Annotated in this window: 18 protein-coding genes and 1 pseudogene; 6 read left to right on the top strand and 13 right to left on the bottom strand. The window is 68.2% G+C overall.

The annotated features are described in order from the left end of the window. Positions 1 to 46 precede the first annotated feature (46 nt). A complete protein-coding gene (locus ACZ3HV_RS02040) occupies positions 47 to 976 on the top strand; it encodes a nitrilase-related carbon-nitrogen hydrolase (protein WP_465679965.1) in 930 nt (309 codons plus the stop codon). On the opposite strand, the gene uvrB is transcribed toward ACZ3HV_RS02040, so the two are convergent. From uvrB to coaE, 6 genes are all read right to left on the bottom strand, one after another. Continuing rightward, positions 977 to 3,082, bottom strand: coding sequence for an excinuclease ABC subunit UvrB (uvrB, locus tag ACZ3HV_RS02035; RefSeq protein WP_465679963.1), 2,106 nt, complete (start codon positions 3,080 to 3,082; stop codon positions 977 to 979). A gap of 159 nt (positions 3,083 to 3,241) precedes the next feature. Further along, entirely contained in the window at positions 3,242 to 3,877 is a 636-nt protein-coding gene (locus ACZ3HV_RS02030; protein ID WP_465679961.1) for a hypothetical protein, read from the bottom strand. 235 nt (positions 3,878 to 4,112) lie between these two features. Then, complete coding sequence (locus ACZ3HV_RS02025; protein ID WP_465679959.1) at positions 4,113 to 4,997, bottom strand: hypothetical protein; 885 nt, start codon at positions 4,995 to 4,997, stop codon at positions 4,113 to 4,115. After that, complete coding sequence (locus tag ACZ3HV_RS02020) at positions 4,994 to 6,127, bottom strand: hypothetical protein (RefSeq protein WP_465679958.1); 1,134 nt, start codon at positions 6,125 to 6,127, stop codon at positions 4,994 to 4,996. The genes ACZ3HV_RS02025 and ACZ3HV_RS02020 overlap by 4 nt, the downstream gene beginning before the upstream one ends. Continuing rightward, positions 6,124 to 7,260: a PrsW family glutamic-type intramembrane protease gene (locus ACZ3HV_RS02015; protein ID WP_465679956.1), complete on the bottom strand. Its 1,137-nt coding sequence runs from the start codon at positions 7,258 to 7,260 to the stop codon at positions 6,124 to 6,126. The genes ACZ3HV_RS02020 and ACZ3HV_RS02015 overlap by 4 nt, the downstream gene beginning before the upstream one ends. 201 nt (positions 7,261 to 7,461) lie before the next feature. Next, positions 7,462 to 8,079, bottom strand: coding sequence for a dephospho-CoA kinase (coaE, locus tag ACZ3HV_RS02010; protein ID WP_465679954.1), 618 nt, complete (start codon positions 8,077 to 8,079; stop codon positions 7,462 to 7,464). 36 nt (positions 8,080 to 8,115) lie between these two features. Here coaE and ACZ3HV_RS02005 point away from each other — a divergent pair, with 36 nt between their 5' ends. Then, on the top strand, positions 8,116 to 8,757 hold the full coding sequence (locus tag ACZ3HV_RS02005) for a hypothetical protein (protein ID WP_465679952.1): 642 nt from the start codon (positions 8,116 to 8,118) through the stop codon (positions 8,755 to 8,757). A 79-nt stretch (positions 8,758 to 8,836) separates the two neighbouring features. On the opposite strand, the gene rpsA is transcribed toward ACZ3HV_RS02005, so the two are convergent. Further along, entirely contained in the window at positions 8,837 to 10,315 is a 1,479-nt protein-coding gene (gene rpsA, locus ACZ3HV_RS02000) for a 30S ribosomal protein S1 (RefSeq protein ID WP_465679950.1), read from the bottom strand. Between the two features lie 331 nt (positions 10,316 to 10,646). Further along, positions 10,647 to 11,537 (bottom strand): phosphotransferase family protein, encoded by an 891-nt coding sequence (locus tag ACZ3HV_RS01995; RefSeq protein ID WP_465679947.1) that lies wholly within the window; start codon positions 11,535 to 11,537, stop codon positions 10,647 to 10,649. Positions 11,538 to 11,562: 25 nt separating this feature from the next. On the opposite strand from ACZ3HV_RS01995, the gene ACZ3HV_RS01990 reads away from it, so the two are divergent. Continuing rightward, positions 11,563 to 12,354, top strand: coding sequence for a class I SAM-dependent methyltransferase (locus tag ACZ3HV_RS01990; RefSeq protein WP_465679945.1), 792 nt, complete (start codon positions 11,563 to 11,565; stop codon positions 12,352 to 12,354). Here ACZ3HV_RS01990 and pgfA read toward each other — a convergent pair. Next, positions 12,313 to 13,401 (bottom strand): cell envelope lipid trafficking protein PgfA, encoded by a 1,089-nt coding sequence (gene pgfA, locus ACZ3HV_RS01985; protein ID WP_465679943.1) that lies wholly within the window; start codon positions 13,399 to 13,401, stop codon positions 12,313 to 12,315. The two genes, ACZ3HV_RS01990 and pgfA, sit on opposite strands and share 42 nt — an antisense overlap. A 100-nt stretch (positions 13,402 to 13,501) precedes the next feature. On the opposite strand from pgfA, the gene ACZ3HV_RS01980 reads away from it, so the two are divergent. Together ACZ3HV_RS01980 and ACZ3HV_RS01975 are read left to right on the top strand one after the other, a co-directional pair. Then, complete coding sequence (locus tag ACZ3HV_RS01980) at positions 13,502 to 15,262, top strand: hypothetical protein (RefSeq protein WP_465679941.1); 1,761 nt, start codon at positions 13,502 to 13,504, stop codon at positions 15,260 to 15,262. Further along, a pseudogene (locus ACZ3HV_RS01975) lies at positions 15,259 to 16,293 on the top strand (acyltransferase family protein); the annotation flags it as partial. The gene ACZ3HV_RS01980 and the pseudogene ACZ3HV_RS01975, both read left to right, overlap by 4 nt. Positions 16,294 to 16,319: 26 nt before the next feature. Here ACZ3HV_RS01975 and ACZ3HV_RS01970 read toward each other — a convergent pair. Both ACZ3HV_RS01970 and ACZ3HV_RS01965 read right to left on the bottom strand, forming a co-directional pair. After that, complete coding sequence (locus ACZ3HV_RS01970; RefSeq protein ID WP_465679939.1) at positions 16,320 to 20,438, bottom strand: alpha-(1->3)-arabinofuranosyltransferase domain-containing protein; 4,119 nt, start codon at positions 20,436 to 20,438, stop codon at positions 16,320 to 16,322. After that, positions 20,435 to 21,181, bottom strand: coding sequence for a class I SAM-dependent methyltransferase (locus ACZ3HV_RS01965; RefSeq protein ID WP_465679937.1), 747 nt, complete (start codon positions 21,179 to 21,181; stop codon positions 20,435 to 20,437). The genes ACZ3HV_RS01970 and ACZ3HV_RS01965 overlap by 4 nt, the downstream gene beginning before the upstream one ends. A gap of 117 nt (positions 21,182 to 21,298) precedes the next feature. On the opposite strand from ACZ3HV_RS01965, the gene ACZ3HV_RS01960 reads away from it, so the two are divergent. Further along, on the top strand, positions 21,299 to 22,483 hold the full coding sequence (locus ACZ3HV_RS01960) for a glycosyltransferase family 4 protein (RefSeq protein ID WP_465679935.1): 1,185 nt from the start codon (positions 21,299 to 21,301) through the stop codon (positions 22,481 to 22,483). Here the strand turns inward: ACZ3HV_RS01960 and ACZ3HV_RS01955 are convergent. Both ACZ3HV_RS01955 and ACZ3HV_RS01950 read right to left on the bottom strand, forming a co-directional pair. Beyond that, positions 22,371 to 22,631 (bottom strand): DUF2613 family protein, encoded by a 261-nt coding sequence (locus ACZ3HV_RS01955; RefSeq protein WP_360376135.1) that lies wholly within the window; start codon positions 22,629 to 22,631, stop codon positions 22,371 to 22,373. The two genes, ACZ3HV_RS01960 and ACZ3HV_RS01955, sit on opposite strands and share 113 nt — an antisense overlap. Further along, complete coding sequence (locus tag ACZ3HV_RS01950; RefSeq protein WP_465679933.1) at positions 22,523 to 24,235, bottom strand: MmpA family trehalose lipid delivery protein; 1,713 nt, start codon at positions 24,233 to 24,235, stop codon at positions 22,523 to 22,525. Before ACZ3HV_RS01950 ends, ACZ3HV_RS01955 begins: the two co-directional genes overlap by 109 nt. Positions 24,236 to 24,253: the final 18 nt, after the last annotated feature.

The following is a 24,253-nucleotide window of genomic DNA, read 5'->3' as shown; positions in this document are numbered from 1 at the left end:
GACAGGCACAGTAGACCTCGCGGCGGACAGAACTACGCTGCTCGGCATGACTTCTGTCGTCGTCGCCGCGGTCCAGGCCGGTTCCACGCTGTTCGACACCCCCGCGACCCTGGTCAAGGCCGAGCGGTACCTGCGGGAGGCCGCAGCGGGCGGCGCGCGGCTGGTCGTCTTGCCGGAGGCCTTTCTCGGTGGCTACCCGAAAGGGCTCGACTTCGGCGTCACCGTTGGTTCGCGGTCACCCGAAGGACGCGACACCTTTAGGCGGTACCGCGAGGCGGCGGTCGAGGTGCCCGGTCCGGAGACCAGCAGGCTGGCCGAACTCGCGGCCGAGCTGGGCGTTCACGTCGTCGCCGGCGTCATCGAGCGCGATGGTGGCACGTTGTACTGCACGGCGCTGTTCATCGACCCGGTCGGCGGACTGGTCGCACAGCACCGCAAGCTGATGCCGACCGCGGCCGAGCGCTTCCTCTGGGGCCAGGGCGACGGCTCGACCATGCCCGCCGTACGCACGGAGTTCGGTGTGCTCGGCGCTGCGATCTGCTGGGAGAACTACATGCCGCTGTTCCGGCAGGCCATGTACGCCAAGGGTGTCGAGCTCTGGTGCGCACCCACGGTGGACGACCGTGATCAGTGGCAAGCGACCATGCGGCATGTCGCACTCGAGGGCCGCTGCTTCGTGATCAGCGCGAACCAGTACCTCACCCGCGCCGACCTCCCCGACGACGTCCATCCGATCCAGGGCGACGCGCCGGAGACGGTCCTGATCAACGGCGGCAGCGTGATCGTCTCCCCGCTCGGTGAGATCCTGGCCGGCCCGTTACGCGGTGGCGAAGGTGTCCTGCTCGCCGAGCTGGACCTCGGCGAGCTGGATCGCGGCAGGTTCGATTTCGATGCCGTCGGCCACTATGCGCGGCCGGACATCTTCACCCTGCACGTCGACGAGTCACCGAAGCACACCGTCGTACCGCGGGACTGACTACTTCGCTCCCGCGTTGGTCATCTGACGGAGCTCCTTCTTCAGCTCGGAGATCTCGTCGCGGTAGCGGGCCGCGACCTCGAACTGGAGCTCCGCGGCCGCGTTGTGCATCTGGTCGGTGAGCTGCTGGATCAGGTCGGCCAGGTCGGACGACGGCAGGCCGCCGGCCAGCTCCTTCGCCTTCTCCCCCGCCTTCGCCTTGCCTCCACCCGGCACCGGTGCCTTGCCGCGCGACTGTGTCCGGCCGGAGCCGAGCAGCTCGGCGGTATCGGCGTCCTCGCGGGCCAGCATGTCGGTGATGTCGGCGATCTTCTTCCGCAGCGGTTGCGGGTCGACGCCGTTCGCCTCGTTGTACGTGATCTGCTTGGCCCGGCGCCGGTTGGTCTCGTCGATCGCCAGCTCCATCGACGGGGTGATCTTGTCGGCGTACATGAACACCTGGCCGGACACGTTCCGGGCGGCGCGGCCGATGGTCTGGATCAGCGACCGGCCGGAGCGCAGGAAGCCCTCCTTGTCGGCGTCCAGGATCGCGACCAGCGACACCTCCGGCAGGTCGAGGCCCTCACGCAGCAGGTTGATACCCACCAGGACGTCGTACTCGCCCATTCGCAGCTCGCGGAGCAGCTCGACCCGGCGGAGCGTGTCGACCTCGCTGTGCAGATACCTGGTCCGGATTCCCATCTCCAGCAGGTAGTCGGTCAGGTCCTCGGACATCTTCTTGGTCAGGGTGGTGACCAGGACGCGCTCGTCGCGCTCGACCCGGATCCGGATCTCGTGGATCAGGTCGTCGATCTGGCCCTTGGTCGGCTTCACGATCACCTCGGGGTCGACCAGACCGGTCGGCCGGATGAGCTGCTCGACGTGCCCGTCGGACTTGTCCTGCTCGTACTGCCCCGGGGTCGCGGACAGGTAGACGGTCTGGCCGATCCGCTCCAGGAACTCCTCCCAGCGCAGCGGGCGGTTGTCCATCGCCGACGGCAGCCGGAACCCGTGCTCGACCAGCGTCCGCTTCCGGGACATGTCGCCCTCGTACATCCCGCCGATCTGCGGGACGGTCACGTGCGACTCGTCGATGACCAGCAGGAAGTCCTCGGGGAAGTAGTCCAGCAGACAGTGCGGCGCGGTACCCGGCTCTCGACCGTCGGTGTGCCGCGAGTAGTTCTCGATGCCGGAGCACGTGCCGATCTGACGCATCATCTCGATGTCGTACGTCGTCCGCATCCGGAGCCGCTGTGCTTCCAGCAACTGGCCACCGCGCTCCAGCTCGGCCAGCCGCTCCTCCAGCTCGGCCTCGATCGAGGTGATCGCGCGCTCCATCCGCTCCGGCGCGGTCACGTAGTGCGTCGCGGCGCCGATGTAGACCTCGTCCTCCTCGCTGATCACCTCACCGGTCAGCGGGTGCAGCGTCATCACGCGCTCGATCTCGTCACCGAAGAACTCCACCCGGACGGCGAGCTCCTGGTACACCGGGAACACCTCGAGCGTGTCGCCGCGGACCCGGAACGTGCCCCGGGTGCCGGCCAGGTCGTTCCGCGCGTACTGCACGCCGACGAGCTTGCGGAGCAGGCCGTCGCGGTCCATCTCGGTGCCGACCTTCACGTGGATCATGCGGTTCAGGTACTCGTCCGCGGAACCCAGGCCGTAGATGCAGGAGACGGTCGCGACCACGACCACGTCGCGGCGGGTCAGCAGCGACCACGTGGCCGAGTGCCGCAGGCGCTCGACCTCCTCGTTGATCGAGGAGTCCTTCTCGATATAGGTGTCCGTCTGCGGGACATACGCCTCGGGCTGGTAGTAGTCGTAGTAGGAGACGAAGTACTCGACTGCGTTGGCCGGGAAGAAGTGCCGCAGCTCGTTCGCGAACTGGGCGGCCAGGGTCTTGTTCGGCTGGAGGATCAGCATCGGGCGCTGGATCTTCTCGGCCAGCCAGGCGATGGTCGCGGTCTTACCGGTTCCGGTGGCGCCCAGCAGTACTACGTCCTGTTCGCCGGCGTTGATCCGCCGCTCGAGGTCCGCGATCGCGGCCGGCTGGTCACCGGCCGGTTCGAAATCGGACACCACCTTCAGCGGGGCGACCATACGCTGGAGATCCGAGACCTGTCTCATGTCCCCCACCGTACGACCCACCACCGACAGAATCTAAAACCCCAGGTCAAAGCACAAAACACACCCACCTCGCTGCGCTCGGCGGGTGGGTGGGCTCCGCAGGTCACATGTGGGCGGGCGGGTGGTTGCCGCACATGCTCGGCGGGTGGTTGGCGCAGGTCACATGCTCTTTACTACTGAGTTGTTCATGTAGATGAGTTCGTTGACCCGGCGTTCGTAGACTCTGGTTTCCAGGGCTGCGTCGGTGGCGGTGACGCGGTCGAACTTGTCCTGGTAGGCGGTCACGAAGCCCCGCATCGCGACCTTCTTCCCAGTCTTTCCCACCCACACGCCGGCGTACGACAGCGCATAGCAGGCCTTGATCGACTCGTTCGCCGGCTTGCAGGCCACGCCCTTGCCGATCCGGACGCCCTGCATGCCGTTCGACTCGATGTCGACCAGGTGCTCGGCGAAGCCCTTCGCGTCGTACAACTCGGTCTGCCGGACCCAGTAGTACCCGTCGAGCAGCCCGCGCGCGTTGAACTGCTGCAGCATGTAGTTCTTCCCGCTCTTGGACTTGTCCCAGTCCGGCAGCCAGCCCTTGGCCGGCGTGAACCAGACACCCCAGCCGACCTCGACCCCGATGTCGTTCGGGCCTTTGGTGTCGTCCGGCGTGGGCGTCGGCGACGGCGTGTACAGGGTGCCGGTCGGGTCCGGGGTGTCCGTCGCGGCCGGGTCGTCACCCTTTCCGCCGCCGGTGACCAGCACCACCACGCCGACCGCGATCAGCGCGACCGCGACGATCGCGCCGGCCATGATGATCCACTGGGTCCGGTTCGACTTCGCCGGGCGCTGCGGCGGCCGGTTCGGCCCCGGACCCCAACCACCAGACCGCGAGGGACCGGCGGGTCCGGGTCCCCAACCACCAGACCGCGAGGGACCGGCGGGTCCGGGTCCCCAGCCGCCAGGAGCGGGGGCGGGAGGCGGTCCCGGGGGCGGCCCGTAATGCTGACTCATAGCTGTTCCTCGCGGTCGTTCAGGGGAATCGTCATCACAGGCTGTCGAGCACCGACTTCTTCATCGTCGTCGCGTCCGCCTCGGCCTTCTGGGCGAAGTCGACGCGGGTGCGGAAGTCCAGCGCGGTGACCACCTTGTCCTTGCGCCGGTACGCCTCGACGTAGCCCTGCACCTTCACGTCCGCGCCGGACTTGTCCTTGGCGGTGGAGGTGTAGCTGATCGCGACGCACTCCTCCAGGACGTCCTTCGGGCACGGCAGGTTCCGGACGTTGCCCAGCTGGGCGATCTCGTTCTCGGTCTCGCCCTCGACGATGCCGAGCACGTACGCCTGCGCGGTCACGTTCTGCTTCTGCCGGACCCAGAAGAACGAGCGCGGCTCGCCGTTCGGTGCGTACGTCACGAGCTCCTTGCCCTGCGTCTCCTTCGCCAGCAGGCTCCAGCCGTCCACCGGTACGACGGAGACGCCGAAGCCGACCGCGATCGCGTTCGCGGGCGGCTGGTACGACGTCGTCGGCGAAGTCACCGTCGGCGTCGGGGTCGGCGTGGGGTCCGCGGTGTCGTCGCCGCCGGACAGCACGATCAGCGCGATCGCGACCAGGACGACCACGATCAGGCCGGCGGCGATCGGGATCAGCAGCGGCGGGAACCGCGGACCCTTCTTCTCCGGCGGTGGCCGCCGCAACGACGGCGGCCCGACCTTCTCACCCCAGGCCGAGCTCGTCTCCGTCGCCGGACCAGGGCCAGGCCCCGGTCCGGGGGTGTTCGGGTCGGCCCATGGCGACGGAGGCGGTGGCACTTCCAGGTCCCAGGGCGACACCGGCCGTTCCGGCTCGACCGGCGCCGCATCGTCCTCGTCCGAGCCGGGCTTGTTGACCCAGGGGTTACCCGCGCCGGAACCCTTGTCGCGCTTGCCGGTCACTGGCTCTTGACCACCGACCGCAGCATCGCGGTCGAGTCCGGCTGGATGGTGGACACCTTGTCCTTGCGCCCGTACACCCGAATGATCGTGATGACGCCGTCGTTGCGCTCGATCACGCCGACGAACCCGACCACCGGCAAGCTGCCGTTCTGGGTGGTGGAGACCGCGTCGAAGCTCTGCGTGGTGACGACCTTCACGTCGGTCTTGTCGCCCTCGCCCGGCTTGGTCTCCTTCGGCTCGCCCTTCTTGACCGAGGACAGGTCCTTGGTCTCCGCGGACATCAGCTGCGGGAGCACGGTCGCGGTGTTCTCACCCTCGTCGGCCTTCCACGCGTTCACCATGAAGTACGCCTCGCCCTGCTTGAGCAGGTAGACGCCGGTGAACTTGTCCAGGCTCTTGCGGAGGTAACCGGGCTGCGGCTTCACGAAGACGCCCTCGGCGACCTCGATGCCCTCGTCGACGTTGCCGGTCGGCTCGGTGCTCTGGCTGGTCGTCGGCTCCGGGGTCGGCTCTGCCTTCTTGTCGTCGCCCTGGTTGAAGACGACGGCCAGCACGACACCGATCACCGCGACGACGGCGAACGCACCACCGGCGATGAACAGGATCTTGTTGCCACCCTTGCCGCGCGGGGTCCGACCACGGTGCTGACCCCACTGCTGCTGGCCCGGGTACTGCTGCTGCACCGGGTACTGCTGTTGCTGCGGATACTGCTGCTGGCCGGGGTACTGCTGGCCCTGGTACTGCTGCTGACCCTGGTACGGCGCCTGCTGCTGACCGGGGAACGTCTGCTGACCAGGCTGCGGGTACGGCGGCCGGCCCGGCTGCTGACCGTATCCCGGTGGGGCCTGCGGCGGGCGCCCGTACCCGGGCTGGCCCTGCGGCGGCTGCTGCCCGTAGCCCGGCTGCTGACCGTACCCCGGCTGACCCTGCGGCTGACCGGGCTGCTGTCCGTAGCCAGGCTGCCCCTGCGGCTGCCCATAACCTGGCTGCCCCTGCTGTCCATAACCCGGCTGACCCTGGGGCTGACCCGGCTGACCTTGGGGCTGACCCGGCTGACCTTGGGGATGACCCGGCTGACCGCCGTACGGCGGCTGGCCGCCCGGTCCGTGGGGCGGTTGTGGATTGCTCATACCTGCGTCTCCCCAGTCGTCGCTTCGTACCCACTCGCGCCCACCGGTGCCGTCACACCCCGGGCGGACTTCGGCACGGATCGCACCGAGTTGCCGCACGCGGAGCAGAAGTCGGAGTGCGGGAGCAGCGGCATCTCACAGCGCGAGCAGAAGGCCAGATCGCCGGACGCGTGGTTCGAACCGCCGCGCGCGGCCGACTCCAGCGCCGCCTCGAGAAGACCCTTGTGCAGCACGGTCCGCACCCGGATGATCAGCGCGCCGAGCAGCAGCAGGCCCCAGAGCACACCGAGGATCGCGCCGATGGTCGAGCCGTGGCCGCCGACGAAGCCGAGCAGGTAGACACCGCCCTGGAACAGCGCGTTGACCGCGATCGCCTGGAGTACGCCGGACACCCAGCGCGGCGTGAAGCCGTCGTACCCCTCGCCCAGGCCGGAGAACTCCGCGCCCGCGAGACCGGTCGCCGAACCGTAGATGAGCGGCTTGATGAAACCGTGCAGGACCACGATCGAGATCCAGGTACCGGCGCTGCTGCCCGGACCGGCGAAGCCGCCGCTGATCCAGCCCCAGTGCAGCACCAGCGTCTCGAAGCAGGCGTAGCCGACACCGGCCACCACGCCGAACGTGAAGCCGTCCATCAGGTCGTCGTACCGCGGCCGGGAGGCCAGGTAGAGCGGGCCGATCTGCCGGATCAGCTCCGAGACGACCGGCACCAGCAGGAGCAGGATCAGCAGGTCACGCCCGGACGGGCCGGCGTCGTTGCCACCGATCGTGTCGAGCGTGAGCGCGAGCTTGTCCGACCACAGCCAGGTGAACACCGCGGCCAGGACGCCGGTCAGCACGAAGGCCGCGGCGACGACCGGGATCGGCTCGTCCTCCCAGAGGTTCACGTCGTACAGGTAGAGGATGTAGACGATCGGAATGGCGAACGCCGCGATCATGATCGCCACCGGCAGCGCGCCGAGCGCGGCGGTCACGACGGTCAGCAGCAGGCCGACGCCGAGCGCGACCTTGTACGTGTACGGCTGCGTGCCGGAGCCCTGCGGCATGATCGTCGAAACCAGCTTGAACGACGCCACCGGCTCATCGGGCCTGGCAGCGTACGCGTTCTTCCGCTCGGCGTCCCCGGAGCGCACATCGTTGCCACAGTGGTGGCAGAAGTGCGATACCTCGGGGACGTCAGAGTTGCAGCGCGGGCAAACCACGCCATCCTCCCAACCTCGGACGTCCGGACCGGCGCGGGGCGCGCCGTCGGTGGCCGGCCCGATCACTCCCGGGCCGAACCGGGACAGATTCTCGTACAGCCGGTCCCGGATTCATCATTTACCGCGCAGGGGTCACCTTTTCGTGTCCGGACCGTGCCCTGCGTGGTCCTGTAGGGCGGCCCACATTTCGTCTATCCGACGGTCCAGGTCGGCGAGCGTGCCGGAGTTGTCGACGACGAGATCGGCCACCGCGAGCCGGTCCTCCCGGGACGCCTGACTGGCGATCCGCTGCTTGGCTTCCGCCTCAGTCATCCCGCGCTGCGACGTCAACCGCTCCAGCTGTACGTCGACCGGCGTGTCGACCACCAGGACGACGTCGAACCTGTCCGCCTGACCGGTCTCCACCAGCAGCGGGATGTCGTGGACGACGATCGCGCCGGCGGGTGACTCCGCCTCGATCTCGGCGGCCCGCGCCCGGACGAGCGGATGGATGATCGCCTCCAGCGTCCGCCGGGCCGGCTCGTCACCGAACACGATCCGCCCGAGCGCCGGCCGATCCAGCTCGCCCTCGGTGGTCAGTACGCCGTCGCCGAAGGCCGCAACCACCTCGGCCAGCCCGTCGGTTCCCTGGGCGACCACCTCGCGCGCGAGCACGTCCGAGTCGATCAGCACCGCCCCACGGGCCGCCAGCCGCGACGACACCGCGCTCTTCCCGGACCCGATTCCACCGGTCAGCCCCACTCTCAGCACGCCAGCACCTTAGTCAGCCTCGGCCTACCATGACTTATGGGGTGGTTGCGACGCCGGGCCGCACTCGAGCTCCGGCAGGTTCGATCGATGGCCGACGAGGACGTGATCCAGTTCGGCGAGGAGCTCACGCGCTTCGGCGACATGCTGACCGGCGAGCTCGACACAGAGCTGCGGCACGACTACCAGTCCGCGCTCGATGCGTACGAGTCCGCCCGGCGGATGGTCGACAAGCTGACCTCGGCCGATTCGGTCAGCACACTGATCGACACTCTCACGGCCGGCCGCTACGCGCTGGCGTGCGCCCGAGCCCGACTCACGGGCGCTCCGCTGCCGGAGCGACGTACACCCTGCCTCTTCAATCCACAGCACGGCCCGTCGAGCACCAATGTGGTTTGGACGCCGGCCTACGGACCGACCCGCCGGGTGCCCGCCTGCGCACAGGATGCGGCCCGCATCAGCGCCGGCGAGGACCCCGCGATCCGCATGGTCAGGTACGGCGAACAACAGGTGCCGGCCTGGGAGGTCGGAGCGCCGAACGAGTCCTATCTGACCGGCTTCTTCACCGCCAGCGGGGCACGGGCGCAGATCATGGAGCTGAAGATGCGGCTGAAGGGCGAAGGCCGCGGCCAGTGGGGCACCGACCTCGGCGAGCCGAAACCCCGCCGCGCCTACGACTGACCCACCGCAGACATGCGGAACCCCCGCACCCAGTACGGGGGTGCGGGGGTTCCGGGTCTTGCTACCTACCGGGCCGGGATCAGCCCTGGCCGGTCAGCTTCTCGCGGAGCGCCTGCAGCGCCTCGTCGGAAGCGAGCGCACCCTCGACGGGAGCGTCGTCCTTCGGAGCAGCCGCAGAGGAGTACGTCGACGCCTCGCCGGCCTCGACGTCCGCCGTCTTGGCGTCCTCGATCTGCTTCTTGTGGGCCTCCCAGCGCGTGTGGGCCTCGGCGTACTGCCGCTCCCACTCCTCGCGCTGAGCGTCGAAGCCCTCGAGCCACTCGCCGGTCTCCGGGTCGAAGCCCTCGGGGTAGACGTAGTTGCCCTGGTCGTCGTACGTCGCGGTCATGCCGTACAACGTCGGGTCGAAGTCGTCGGAGACCGGGTCGAGACCCTCGTTGGCCTGCTTCAGCGACAGCGAGATCCGGCGACGCTCGAGGTCGATGTCGATGATCTTGACCATCGTGTCGTCGTTGACCTGGACGACCTGCTCCGGGATCTCGACGTGCCGCTCGGCCAGCTCGGAGATGTGCACCAGACCCTCGATGCCCTCCTCCACGCGGACGAACGCACCGAACGGAACCAGCTTGGTGACCTTGCCGGGCACGATCTGGCCCATCTGGTGGGTCCGGGCGAACTGCTGCCACGGGTCTTCCTGGGTCGCCTTCAGCGACAGCGAGACCCGCTCGCGGTCCATGTCGACGTCCAGCACCTCGACGGTGACCTCCTGGCCGACCTCGACCACCTCGGTCGGGTGGTCGATGTGCTTCCAGGACAGCTCCGAGACGTGCACCAGACCGTCGACGCCGCCGAGGTCCACGAACGCACCGAAGTTGACGATCGAGGAGACGACACCCTTGCGGATCTGGCCCTTCTGCAGCTGGGTGAGGAAGTTCATCCGCACCTCGGACTGCGTCTGCTCCAGCCACGCCCGGCGGGACAGGACCACGTTGTTGCGGTTCTTGTCCAGCTCGATGATCTTGGCCTCGATCTCCTGGCCGACGTACGGCTGGAGGTCGCGGACCCGGCGCATCTCGACGAGCGATGCCGGCAGGAAGCCACGCAGGCCGATGTCCAGGATGAGACCACCCTTGACGACCTCGATGACCGTGCCGGTGACGACGCCGTCCTCTTCCTTGATCTTCTCGATCGTGCCCCAGGCCTTCTCGTACTGGGCGCGCTTCTTCGAGAGGATCAGGCGGCCTTCCTTGTCCTCCTTCTGGAGAACCAGGGCCTCGACGTGGTCGCCGACGTTGACGACCTCGTTCGGGTCGACGTCGTGCTTGATCGACAGCTCGCGGGAGGGGATCACGCCTTCGGTCTTGTAACCGATGTCGAGCAGGACCTCGTCCCGGTCGACCTTGACGATGGTGCCCTCGACGATATCGCCGTCGTTGAAGTACTTGATGGTCTGATCGATCGCCGCGAGGAAGTCTTCCTCCGACCCGATGTCATTGACCGCTACCTGCGGGGTGCTGCGTACTGCGGGGTCGAGAGGTGCCTCGATGCTGGCCGTCATGTGGTGGGTTGCTCCGTGGACTGGTGGTGTTGTGCGGTCGCGTCATGAACCGTTGGATCGCATCAAACCGCTGGATTGCCTGAAGAGCACAGATTCACCACCGACTGCTGCGAGCACGAGCCTGCTCCGTCCGAGGTCGCGCGGGCCCATAGCGCATCTCACAGAATACCGGTCTTGACGAAGACAGCACAACCTGGGGCACCCGGTCCGTACCGGCCGCCCGCCGAGGTCTCCCGACGTGCCATTCATCTCAATGTACGACGTCCAGCGGGTGTGTGCTGACCCCGTCCAGTCGCGAGCCCGTGCCGAGTGCCGCGCAGCACGGACGGGGTCAGCACACATCCCCTAGGGCGGGTCGTCCTCCGGAGAGGGTACTCGTGTCCGCCATGCGAGCCACCAGGTCGTGGGCGGCGGCCGCGATCTCGTGCTCGGTGGAGCGGGCGGCCAGGTCCAGCAGTGCCCACAGGTCGGCCGCCCGGCCCAGGTCCACGAGCGGCTCCCCCAGCCCGAGCCCGCTCCCCCGGAGCACGCTCAGCACCGCCCCGGCGAGCGCCGGATCGACGCAGAAGCGGAAAAGGTTTCCCAGATCCGTGTACGGCGATCCCGCGTGAGCGAACTCCCAGTCGATCAGCCCGGTGATCCGCGCGGTCGCAGGATCCACCAGCAGGTTCTTCGGATTGAAGTCGCTGTGCACCAGGCAGACCCGGTCGACCCCCTCGGCCAGTACGTCCTCGGCCGCCGCGATCACGCCGGCGAAGTTCACCGCCTGCTCCGGGCTGAACCCGAGGTCGAGACCCTCGACGTACTGCTCCAGATCGCCCGACCCGAACGGCTCGATCGCCAGTTCGCCGTCCCGGAACAGCCCGAAGGTCAGGAACGGCATCCCGCTGAGCCGCACCAGGAGCTCCCCCAACTGCTCCCCGACCGTCCGGCGCTCGTCCTCCCCCGCCGTCTCCAGGTAGACCTGCAGGTTCACCCCAGGCAGCCGCTCGGTCAGCAGATAGGGCGGGTCCTCGACGGACCCTTCACGCTTCGCCTCCAGCACCCGCGGCACCGGCAGCAGTCCGCGGACCAGCTGCAGCAGCGCCGCGTCGATCGCCGCCCGCCCGGGGTCCTTCACATACAACTTCAGTACGGCGTCCTCGCCGCCGGCGCTGACCGCATACGTCTGACCGCCGTACCCGCCCGTCAGCGGGACAGCGCTGGCCGCGAAATCACTCATACCGCTGAACACTAGAGTTTCCTCTGTGACTGGGCCGGTGCGGGTGGAGTTGACCGAGGCGGAGACTTCGCGGGCCAGCCGGGCCTACTGGAACGCGGCGGCCGGCGAGTATCTGGCCGAACATGGTGACTTCCTCGGTGACGACCGCTTCATCTGGTGTCCCGAGGGTGTCGACGAGGAATCGGCCCAGCTGCTCGGTCCGGTCCGGGGCAAGCGCATCCTCGAGGTCGGGTGCGGCGCCGCGCAGTGTTCGCGCTGGCTGGCCGGGCAAGGCGCGAACGTCGTCGCTTTCGACATCTCCGTCGAGCAACTGCGCATCGCGCGCGAACTCGACGCGCGGACCGGAACCGCGGTGCGGACGGTCGCGGCCGATGCCGTAGCGCTGCCCTATAAGAACGGCACGTTCGACATCGTCTGCTCGGCGTTCGGCGCGCTGCCGTTCGTGGCCGACGCCGAGACCGCGCTCCGCGAGATCGCCCGGACGCTCAAGCCGGGCGGGCTGCTCGTGTTCTCGGTGACGCACCCGTTCCGCTGGACCATGCCGGACGACCCCAGCCCGGCCGGTCTGCGGATCACCCATTCCTACTTCGACCGCACGCCGTACGTGGAGGTCGACGACGCCGGTACGCCGGTCTACGCCGAGCACCACCGCACCACCGGCGACTGGATTCGCGCACTCACTGGCGCCGGCTTCGTCGTCGACGACCTGCTCGAGCCCGACTGGCCGGCCGGGCACGAGCTGGTCTGGGGCGGCTGGGGACCGGACCGCGGCCGGCTAGTCCCCGGCACCGCCATCTGGTCGGCCCGGAAGGCCTGACCGCACGGCCACGAAGCCCAGCAGGAGCAGTCCGAGGATCAGGGAGAGCAACGGCACCCAGAAGCCGATGAGGTGCAGCTGCGTCGCCTTCGACTGGTAGCCGCCTTCGTTGTGACCGTTCTCGACCGCGCCCTTGACGTTCTTCTTCACCGTCGCGTCGTCGTACGCGATCGTGACCTTGGTGGCGGTCAGCTTGTCCTCGCCGTCGTACGCGATGGTGGCGAGCTGGTGCTCACGGCCCTTGATGATCGCGCCGGTGACCGGCTCGACCCACAGCGTCCGGGTGTTCTTGTACGTCCGCTGCACCTCGACGGAATCCTGGCCGAGCTGGTCGACCAGGCTGCCCGGCACCTCGAGCGGCTTCGCCAGCGGCACCTCTTGCTTCGGGATGTCCTGCTCGAAGACGTAGACCTTGAGGCCGTCCAGCTTGGTCGTTTCCTTGTAAGTGATCGGGAACGCCTTGCGCAGCGTGGTGTCCCAGAACTGGTAGGTCTTCTTCTCGGTGCCGAACGGGAACTTCAGCACCAGACCCTCATGTCCCTTGAACAACGCGCTCGTCGGGTCGGGCTTGAGCCGGTCCGCCTTCTCCAGCGTGGTCGCGATGTACTCGCCGCTGTTGTCGTCACCGGACGGGTTCCAGCGCACCGCCTCACCTGTGTGCGCGTCCAGCACGACCCGCTCCTGGACGAAGCTCAGCGGCATCAGGCCGGTCAGCGACGCGTCGTCGGGGAACTGGTAGTTCTTCGAGTCGTCCGTCACCACCGCGGTGTCGAACACGACCACCTTGCGGTTCAGCGCCTTGCTGATCTTGTCGGCGGCGGCCACGTCACCACGGACGGTCCGCCGTGCTTCCAGCTCGACACCCTTCTTCTCCTTCAGGTCCGCGACGCTGAAGATGGTGGCGTCCGGCCCGGCCGACACCGTGTGCGCGATCTGGTCCGCGGGCGCCACCGCCAGCGTCGGATACGCATAGAACCTGGCCAGCGCCGCAACGCCGACGAAGAACACCCCGAGCCCGATCAACGCCGCTCGACTACGAGTCCCCACTGCATCCCCTCCTGGTCTGTTCGCGGGACGCTACCAGCGGGTAGCCACCTTGAACAGACGATGCGCGAGAGAATTTCGAACTGTCATATAGTCGCGCCGCATGAGGGGGATCCGGACGCTGCCGACGGCACCGCAGACATCGGCTCTCCGCGGCGTCGTCGTGGCGATCGCGGTGCTGCAGTCGGCCGTGCTCGGAGTCCTCGCGCGCCGGGGCTCGTGGCTGAGCGACGACCTCGACTTCCTGGTCCAGGGCGGTCGCGGCTTCGCGCCGGCCGAACTGCTGACGCCGGTCAACGACCACATCGCGCCGGGCCTGCGGTTCGTCTACGCGGTCTTCGCCGCGGTCGCGCCGCTCGACCACGACTTCACCGTCGGCTGGCGGGTGGTGATGCAGGCGATCGCGATCGTCCTGATGGGCCTGCTGCTGATCCGGATCCTCGGCTCGAGCTGGTGGGTCGTCGCCGGCACGGCCTTCTACGCACTGACGCCGCTCAGCATGCCGTCGTTCATGTCACTGTCGAGTGGCGTCAACAACCTCTCCGCCCACGTCTTCGGCTTGCTGTTGCTGCACGCAACCATCGACTGGTACGACGACCACCGCCGGCGAGCCATTGCCTACGGCCCCTTATCGCTCCTGATCACCCTGGCCTGCTGGGAGAAGTCAGGCCTGATCCTGTTCACGGCCGTCGCCCTGGCGCTCTATCTCCGCACCGAGCCGATTCGCCCCTGGCTCCGCCGCACCTGGCCCTTCGCCGCCGCCCTCACTGCCCCGATCATTGCCTTTGGCATCCTCTACCTGACCCACGGCAACCCGTCGACCGGTCACCTGCCCGGACCAGGCGCTCTGCTGAAGGCCCTCGGCCGCGGGTTCGCCGTCGCATTGGGTGCCCTGGTCGGCGGACCCTGGCAGTGGGACACCTTCACGATCATGAGCACGGCTGCCGCACCGACTGTGGCCGTGGTCGTCGGCGGCGTGGTGGCTGCTCTGCTCCTGCTGACGGCGTGGCGCCGGGACCGACGAGTGCTGCTGCTGTGGGGATCCGTCGCGATCTACGTGCTGGTCACAGTCGTCCTGGTGTCGTACGGACGATTCGTCCTGTTCGGCGATCTGTTCACCTCGCACTACCACTATTGGTCCGATCTCTCGATCCCGCTCACCTTGGCTGCCGTGCTGTCGCTGAGCACGGTCCAGGTCCGGACATTCGTGGTCGTTCCGGTCGCGTTCCTGATCGCGGGCGTGGTCGTGTCGGACACCGGGTTCGCCAGGGAATGGGGCAAGAACCCGGCCAAGGCGTACTTCGCGACCGTGACCGCCGAGCTGGATCGCGCCGGACCGAACGTGAACCTGTGGGACACGTCGATGCCGCCGCCGATCGTGAACGCCTTGATGTCCGACACCCGGCTCTCACCGGTGCTGAGGATGGCTGGGATCCCGTTCCAGTTGCAGTCTCCGAGCAGTGAGCCACTGATCGTCGACGACACCGGACACCTGCGTCCCTCCCAGCTGGCGGTGTGGTCGCGCAGCGAGCCGGCCAAGGAGCCGAACTCCTTCTGCAACCACCTCATGCACGGCACCGAAACACTCAGCATTCCGCTGGCATCGACGCAGAACGAGGTCGCCACCGCGAACTGGTTCGCCAAGGTGGCGTACTTCTCCAACCGGGAGAACAGCGTGTCGATCGAACTGGTGGACGCCGACGGCAACGTTGCGGCGCTGCCGGGGGCGAAGTGGCCCGCGGGACTCGGGAACATGTACTTCGGTCCGTCGCGGCGGATCAAAGCCACGGAGGTCCGGCTACGCTCCTCCGATCCCGCAACGAACCTGTGCGTGCAGAACCTCGAGATCGGATTGCCTGGATGAGGACCAGATTCCCGGCGCTGGACGGGCTCCGGGCCATCGGTGCGCTTGCGGTGCTCACCACGCATGTCGGGTTCCACACCGGCGCGTCGCTGAGCGGGCCGTTCGCCGGGGTGCTGTCGAGGCTGGACGTCGGGGTGGCGATCTTCTTCGCGATCTCCGGGTTCCTGCTCTACAGGCCACACGCCGTGGCGTGGTTCGAAGGCACACTTCCCCCGCTCACCTTGCCCTACCTACGCAATCGGGCCCTCCGGATCCTGCCGGCGCTCTGGGTCGCCATAGTGCTCGCCGCTCTGCTCGTACCGCACAAGGACGGCGTGAGCTGGGCGACGTACCTCCAGCACGCGACACTCACCCAGATCTACTTCGACGGGATCGCGGCGGACGGGCTCACCCAGCTGTGGAGTCTGGCCACCGAGGTCGCGTTCTACCTTCTCCTACCCGCGTTGGCGAAGCTTCTGACCGGGTACGAGCGTCCCACCCGACGCAGTGTGCGCTGGCGACTCGTCGTCCTCGGTGTGCTGACTGTCCTCGGACCGGTGTGGATGGCTGCAGTGAACGCGACCGGTCATCCGCAGGCAGGCCTCTGGTTGCCTGGCTACCTCGGTTGGTTCGCGGTCGGCATGGGGTTCGCACTGTGGCAGGTCGCCCGCACCAGCGGTCGCCTCGGGCCGTCCACCCTGGACACGCTCACCAAGATCCCTGGGACCGTCTGGGGAATCGCCGTGGCGCTGCTCTTGATCGCCGCGACTCCGGTGGCCGGGCCGTACAACCTGACCACGTCCACAGCCGGTCAGGCGTTCATGAAGAGTCTCCTCTACACCGGCGTCGCCGCGTGCGTACTCTTCCCGGCCGTGACACCGACTGCGCGCACGGCACGGGTCCTAGGTGGCAGGGTCGGTCATGTCGCCGGCGACATCTCGTACGGCGTTTTCGCGTACCACCTGATCGTGCTGAGCCTGATCGAGCGGATCAGCGGCTACGAGCTCTTCAGCGGGAAGTTCGCCGTACTGTTCTTCCCCACGCTCGTCCTGTCGGCCGCCGTCGCCGCAGCGAGCTACTACGGGATGGAGCGGCCCATCATGCGCCTTGGCAGGCGGGACAAGTCGTATGACGTCTCACCGGAAGACAGCAGTGCGAGCGCGCAGCCGAACAAGATCGACGCCTGGACGACTCCCGAGGTCACACCTGCTCCCCCGTCCGGCCAGGGCTGAACCACCGCCACCAGAGTCCCGAGCAGCACCGCAGCGGCGACCACCACGAGCAGCACCCACCTGGACAAGAACCACGCGCAGACTGCGGCCACCGCGACCGCACCGAGCCCGATCCAGCCGGACATGAACCACCCCGCGGCCAGACCGATACCCAGAGCGAGCCATGGTCCGATGCTGCGACCTTCGCGCAGCCCGTGTCCCGAGTGTCTCGACCTGCGCCGCCGGACGAACACCGCCATGCCGATGACTGTCAACAGACCGAGCAACCCAACCAACAGGCCGGCCCGGTACGTCCGGTCCGGCATGAAGCGAGCGGTGACCACCTGCTCGGGGCCTGCCGGCAGCACCCAGCCCTGCTGCCAGCCCTCGACGCGGATCGGGGTCAGCTTGTGGCCACTGCCGTCGTACGCCTGCCAGCCCTCGTTGTAGTTCTGGGCGACGGTCAGCACCGACTGCTCGTCCGCGGCCGGCACCTCGGCGGTCAGCTCGGCCGGGTTGGGACGCCACACGTCCACGCTCTGCACCGGCGTGGTGGACACGTCGCCGAGCCCTGCCGTGGTCAGCGTCGTCTCGGTCGGCACGAAGCCGCCACCGGCCAGGACGTCCACGTTGTGCCGCCCTGCCTGCAGTGGCACCACGGAGTCCTTCCCGCACGTGGTGAAGGTGACCGGCCGCCGCTGCAGCAGGTCGCGCACGGTCGCCTTCACCTGGGTATCCGCCGGTACGCCGTCGACGCGCACACCTGGGCCATAGCCGCAGTACGCCCCGTTCTGGCCGTTCAGGTCGAGTGCCTTGCGCAGATCGTCGGCACCGAGCACCCGGACCTCCGCCACGCCGACCGGTGCGGTCCGCGCGTACCCGGTCGCTGAGTCGAAGTCGACCATCGGTCTGGTTCCGGCGAAATCCACCTCGACCGTCCGAGCCTTCCGTGCGCCGAACCGGACGTAGCCCTCGGGATCCACCGTGCTCCGCGTCGGTGGACTGCCGTCGAAGCGCAGCAGCACCTCGGCCGGGTGAGACGCGGTCAGGTACGGATCGGTGAGGAACTGCAGCCCGCTCAACTCCCGTGCCCTGGGCAACCTCAAGGTCAGGCTCGGCGCCGGGTCGCTGGGATCCGCCACCCAGCCGGTGCCGAGATCGCGGTCGACGGCTGCACCCGGCCGCCCCTCCGGAGCCGTGACGGCCCGGGACGAGGCGGAGGCGGTGATGGCCCCCGGTACGACGAGCATGCCCTCGAGAGTCGCGCCGTCCTTGGCCAGTGCGGTCCCCTGCAGCTGGTACGACGCCGCCTTGGGGAGCTCCACACTGCGCAAGAGCCCGGTCGGCTCCTCCGAGTCCTTGGCGTCGCTCTGCCGGCACAGCGGCCGGGTGTCGATGTGGAGGCAGGCAGACCGCCCGATCTGCTGGTTCCTGAACACCAGTGCGCTCGGTTGCCGGTCAGTGTCGGGCACGCTGAGCCTGCTGACGGCAGCCATACCCGGCAGGGTCACCTCGGCGATCGACACCCCGTTCGGGTTCTTGCCGTCGGTCACTCCGACACTGAGCCGCAGCCGCTGCGTCTTGCCCGGTGGAGTCGGGATGCTCTCCGGATCGGCTGACCCGGAGAGCACCGAGGTCATCGACCCGGCGTCCGTATCGACCTGCAGTATCCGGACCGCTTCGGTGGTCGGCGGTGCCAGCGAGAACTGGACCGTCAGCCCGTCGACCGTGCGCGGCGACGCGAACGTCAGCTCCAGCCATTCACCACTGCTCCGGCCGAACGTTCCCGAGATCCAGCGACTGGACGGATCGCCGTCCACCGCGGCGAACGGTCCGTTGCCCGGTCCGGTCCGCAACGTGGCATCCGCATCCGCCGCGGACGAAGACGCCCGTACGTCGACCACGCCGCCGTCCCATGTCCGCGTCGTACTCGGTGCCTTGGCGTCGACGTCGTACCCGAGGGTGCGGCGATGCTGGCGGCCCTGTTCGGTTTCGGTGAGCACCGGCGAGTAATTCTCCGCCGGGCGACCGACCGACACCTCACGGCGTTGCATGCCGTCGGTCTGGACCAGCGGCAACCCGTCGAGCCGGCCCGCGGCGTCGGTGCTGGTGATCGCGTCACGGTCGCCGCCGAGTGCCGTCAATGCGGCCGGTACGTCCTCGGCCGCGCCACGGACTTCCACGAGCCGCGACTGCGGAACCAGGCGACCGGCACTGGTGCTGCCGACGTCGTAGATCTCCACGCTCAGGTAGGGCAGTCGCGTGTGCCCATCGAGCGTCGCATCGGGCTGCTCGATGGTGCTGCCGGTGGCTGGGCCGAAGTGCGCCACTCGCTTGATCCCGGACTCGGCCAGGCTCTCGTGCACCGCCAACGTCGGCGTCACCTGTGCGTCGTACCTGAGGTCGTTGCGTACGACGACGTACCTGACTCCCGCACGTGTGAGCGCCTGTCGCAGTGTCTGGTCTCCGACGCCGGACCCGAGCCGGCGCTCCACCTCGTCCAGCCACCGCGTCGTCCCGGCAGACCCCAGCGGTACGGCGTCTCGCACGGCCATGGGTCGTTTCAGCAGGGCCTGGAACGGCTCGTCCTTCGTCGAACCCCAGGTGAAGTCCGCGAATGACGCGGCCGGGACGACCAGCACGCTGCCCGGTGCGGACTGGTTGTCGAGCCAGGTAGCGGCCTCCCGCCAGTGTGCGGGGATGGCCTCGTACGACTCATGTCTGGGCAGCTGACCGAAGATGGCCGGCGTCGCGACCGAGACGACCAGGCAGGCGACCAGGACCGGGACAACTCGGCGGTGGATTCCGCGGGCAACGGACCACTCCGCGAGCCGGCTCAGCGAATGCGCCGCAGCCAGAGTGAGCGGCAGACGCGCGACCAGCTCGAACTTGTGCGTGTTGCGCAGTGCTGCCAGCGGTTCGTCGAGCAGGTCGTGCAACTGCGGCGCCAGTGGTGAGCCAGCCGCACCTGCGTGGCCCAGGGTCACCAGCAAGAGGCCCGCCACGAGCGACAGCTGCAGGAAGCCGCGGTTCTTGAGCGATCCCATCGCCAAGCCTGCAAGGCCGAGCAGAGCGATCACTGCGGTGATCAGGATCAGCGTCGGCTGCGTGACATAGAGCCAACCCGCCGGCCAGCTCGGTCCATCACCGCCGGACAGGAAGTTGAGCCACTGCGACGTACCACGGAAGGACTCGAACACACTCGCCGTACCGGTGGTCACGGCCGCGTCCTCGATCCAGTCGAGGAACGGCGGGCTGTAGCGACCGAGCAGCAGCAGTGGCACGAGCCACCAGGTCGACACCGCGACCACACAGCCCAACCAGCCGACCGCTACCTTCACCGTCGACCGGTCCAGTCGCCGAGTGATCAGCCAGATCGCAGGCAGTACGAGCGTCGCGCCGGTAGCGACCGCGTTGACTCCCCCGACCAGTGCGAACGCCACGGCCGACCAACCGACCCGCCACCAACCGGAGCGGGCGCGCGGGGTGACGAGTGGCAGCAGTACCCACGGAGCCATCGCGATCGGCCACACCTCGACCGACGTGATCGACAGCTCGCCGAGCATCCGCGGACTCAAGGCGTAGAACAGCGCGACGGCGAAGCGCGTCCAGGGGACGCCGTACTGCAAGGCATTGCAGAGCTTCCAGACACCGAGGAAGGCGACACAGAGAACCAGCGACCACCACAGGCGTTGCGTGATCCAGTCCGGCACCGACAGCGAATCCAGGAGCCAGTGGAACAGGCCCATGGGCAGCAGATAGCCGTAGGCCTGGTTCTGCAGTTGACCGAACGCACCCAGTGGATCCCACAGGTGCAGTGCGCGAGCGAGGAAGCCACCTGGCGCGGCGGTGAGGTCGAGCTTGGTGTCGGGCACGATCTTGCCGGGCGCCTGGTGGAAGCACAGGGCGATCAGGAACAGGCAGCCCAGCACGAGCCTCGCTCGCCAGACCACCTGCTCCGAACTGCCGGCCTTCAGTCTCCTCATCGACGCCGGAGCACCAGGACGAGGTTCCAGGTCACGACCTCCCGCAGCGCGGGCACCGCGAGTACGCCGTACGCCCAGCGCGGGTGATACCTCGGCACCGCCGCGACGAGGTCCGCTTCCGGGCAGGCGTGTGCCCACCGCAGTCCCCCGGCCACTGTGATCGGGAACAGCGACTCACCGAACCTGTTCTTCGGCGGATGCCCCCGGCGGCGCTCGTACCGACTGGCGGCGCGGTGTCCGCCGAGGTAGTGCCAAGGCGCCGTCTCGTGACCGCCATGCGGTCCCCACCAGCCGGTGTACGACAGGAAGACCGTCCCACCGGGCCGGGTGACGCGAACCAACTCGTCAGCCATCAGCCACGGGTCGGGCACGTGCTCCAGCACGTTGGACGAGAAGCAGATGTCGACTGTAGCGTCTGCAACCGGCAGAGCCATGCCGCTGCCGAGCACAGTGCCCGGTGTGGGTTCACCGCGGCCGCTCAGCTCACCGAGGTCGGAGTCGATCGCGTAGTACGTCGCTCCGGCCTGGCGGAACGCGTCGGCGAAGTACCCCGGTCCGCCACCGACGTCGAGCATCCGTGCACCGCGGAGATCGGCGTACTGGCGCAGTTGGCCGACGGAGTCTGCAGCAAGCGTTTCGTAGAAGCGATCCGGGTCCGTCTGCTCGACGCCGAACGCCCGGAACAGCCGGATCGCACGCCCGAGATCGGCCGTCCACTCCCGGTTGTCCGTGGTGTTCGTCATCACCTGCACAGGCGGGACATTAACGGATCTCGCGAGGTCTGGCGGACATCGTTACTCCTTGGTAACGTCCCCGGCCATTACCTCGGGGGAGGTGACCAGAGGGGTGGGGCTGACCAGGTGCGTGCGCAGAGCGTGCTGTTGCTGAATTGGCGGGACACGACGAACCCGGAGGGCGGAGGCTCGGAGCGCTATGTGGAGGAGGTGGCTAGAGGCCTTGCGGCATTGGGCTGGTCGGTGACCGTGCTCTGCGCGGCGTACCCGGGGAGCCCACGGGAAGCGCGTCGCCACGACGTCCGGTACGTGTACCGAGGGACCAAGGTCACGGTGTACCTACGCGGCCTCCTGCACACCTTGCTGCGCCGGCCGGACCGCGTTGTCGACGTGCAGAACGGACTCCCATTCTTTACCCGTCTCGTACGTCGTACCGTCGTCGTCCTCGTGCATCACGTGCACCAGGAGCAGTGGCAGGTGGTGTACCCGGGCTGGCGTGGCCGGCTCGGATGGTGGCTGGAGTCCCGCGTCGCACCACGCCTGTACGCCGATTGTCCTTACGTAACGGTGTCATCGGCGTCACGCGACGAACTCCTCGGGCTGGGCGTCACCGACATCGAGGTGATCCACAACGGCACCGATCCGGCGCCGGCACGCCAGCAACCGAAGGCATCCGCGCCGACCGTGGTGTGTGTCGGCCGCCTCGTTCCGCACAAGCAACTCGAGCACGCCGTCGACGCGATCGCACAGGCACGCAAGGTCGTTCCCGACGCTCGCCTGATAGTTGTCGGCTCAGGCTGGTGGGAGGACTCACTACGCACGTACGTCGAGGAGCGCGGCCTGCGGGACGCGGTCGAGTTCCGTGGCCATGTCAGCGAGGACGACAAGCACGCGGCGTACGACGAGGCCTGGGTGCTCGCACTGCCAAGCCTCAAGGAGGGTTGGGGTCTCGTCGTCGGTGAGGCCGCGGGTCACGCCGTACCCACGGTGGCCTACCGGAGTGCCGGCGGGCCGACAGAGTCCGTCCATGACGGAGTCTCGGGTGTGCTGGTGGACAGTCCTGCTGAGTTCGCCGAGGCGATCACTCGTCTACTGCAGGACGGCGCCTTGCGGCAGCGGCTGTCGGAGGGAGCGTCGGCCAGTGCGGGCAGGTTCACCTGGTGTGCCGCCGCACTGGCCTTCGATCGACTGCTGACGCCTACTTCATCCCGTAGCCGACGATCGGCTCGTCCGCCTGCCCCTGGGTCTGACCGGGCGGCGGCGCCGGGTCCTCCTTCACCGACTGAACCACCCCGACAACCGTCGTGGTAGCCACCGCTAGCCCGGCGAGTACGGCGATGGCCGCACCGATCAGTGATCCCATGAAACGTGTCCCCTCCCGGTCAAGTGAACCGAAGAGTAACAACGCCGGACCACAGACACCAGAGCGGCGATCAAGGTCATTCCCGCGGCCGCCCAGGCAGCCAGTACGACGACTGTCCGCCAGAGCGCATGGTGCTGCGGGACCGGCGTCCCAGCGAGTCGGTAGACCGTGACAGTCGGACCGGAGAACTCCTCCGTGAGACCGCGCATGAGAGTCCATGGCGTTGGTCCGCCGGCTTCACGGTCGACCACCACCCACCCGACGCCCTGCTGCAGCAAGACCGATGTCGGATCGGTCCTGTCACGCATGGCCCCGCGGATCGCGGTTGCCACGGCGGCGGCACTCGGGTCCTCGCCCGCCAGTCGGTGGCCGCTCACGATCAACTCGTCAGGGACGACTGAGGGCTGGGCGAAGTACCGCGGCATCGGGTCGAGCACCGGGCGGCGTCCGTTCCACAGCGGTGCGCGATAGGACTCGAACGGCCACGGGATGAAGCGGCCGGCAACCGCCTGCTGTGCCTGCTCCCACTCCGCCGGGTAGTGCGACACGTGCAGACCGGCTCCGCCGGAGAGCGCGGGGAGAGCCGCGATCGGAAGCAGCACCGCGGTGACTCCGACCACCTTCTGCAGGTGGACGTGTTTCAGGACCGCAGTGATCGCAACGCCGAAGCCGACGGACTCGAGCAGGACCAGTGGTGGCAGGTAGCGCTGACCGTCGCGGAAGAGGCCCGCCCCTGGTACGTGCGCGACGACTTGGGCGAACGCACCGGGCGCGACGACTCCAGCGAGCGCAATGAGCAATGCGATGCCGGCAGCTACGACCAAGGCTCCCACTAGGTGATCCCGTTGCCACCAGAGGACCACACCGGCCACCGAGGCAAGCAGCATGACGAAGGCGAAGATCAGCGGCAACAGGTCGCCTCGGTTGCCGGGGACAACATTCGCGTTCCAGGCACCGCCCAAGGTGAGCAAAGTGGGCAGCGTGCCGCCATAGCCCTCGTCGCGAGCGGCGAACGCGGCCACTGAGGCGGGGTCGGTCGTCGAGCTTCCACCATGAGTGAGGCCTGCCACCAGCCACGGCGCGTTCAGCAGGACTGCCGCGCCCAGCGGCCACAGCTTGGGTGCTCGCGGCGGCCACAACAAGAGCAGCCCTGCGACCAGCAGTCCGGTGATTCCACCTGATGCCGTCAGCGCACACCCGGCGGAGGCGAGCACGAAGCCGGGCCAGCCCTCCCCCCGACGCAGTCTGACAGCGGACCGCACGAGCCACGGCAGGGCGACGTACCCGAGGAGGAGCGCCCAGGCACCCAACCGCAGTCGCTCGGCCACGAACGGGTTCCAGAGGTAGAGCGTCGCGGCGGCGGCGCCCGGCAGCGCGCCACCCAGGCGGAGCTCGCGCCAGAGGGCTGTCATGCCGAGGCCGGACAGTAGCGGAATGGCTACCAGAACGAGCTTGTCCAGCACCTGGCCGCCGGTGACCTCGTCGGCCAGGGCGACGAGGATGTCGGACGGGACCGCCCGCGGCATGGCCGTTGTGACACCGAACAGGTCAAGTCGTACGGTGAGGTCCGGCACGAACACCAGGTCGTAGCCGACCACGAAGCCCGGAGCGAGCAGCGGAGCAGTGATCAGCAGGGTGAGCAGGACAGGCCACAACCACGGCAGGACGCGCTGCGCACGTTCTGACGCACGTTCTGACATGACCACCTCCCCACCCAA

The sequence above is a fragment of the Kribbella sp. NPDC020701 genome (assembly GCF_055562215.1).
Note: the sequence above shows the minus strand (reverse complement) of the source record. Positions and strands in the feature narration are given on the sequence as shown.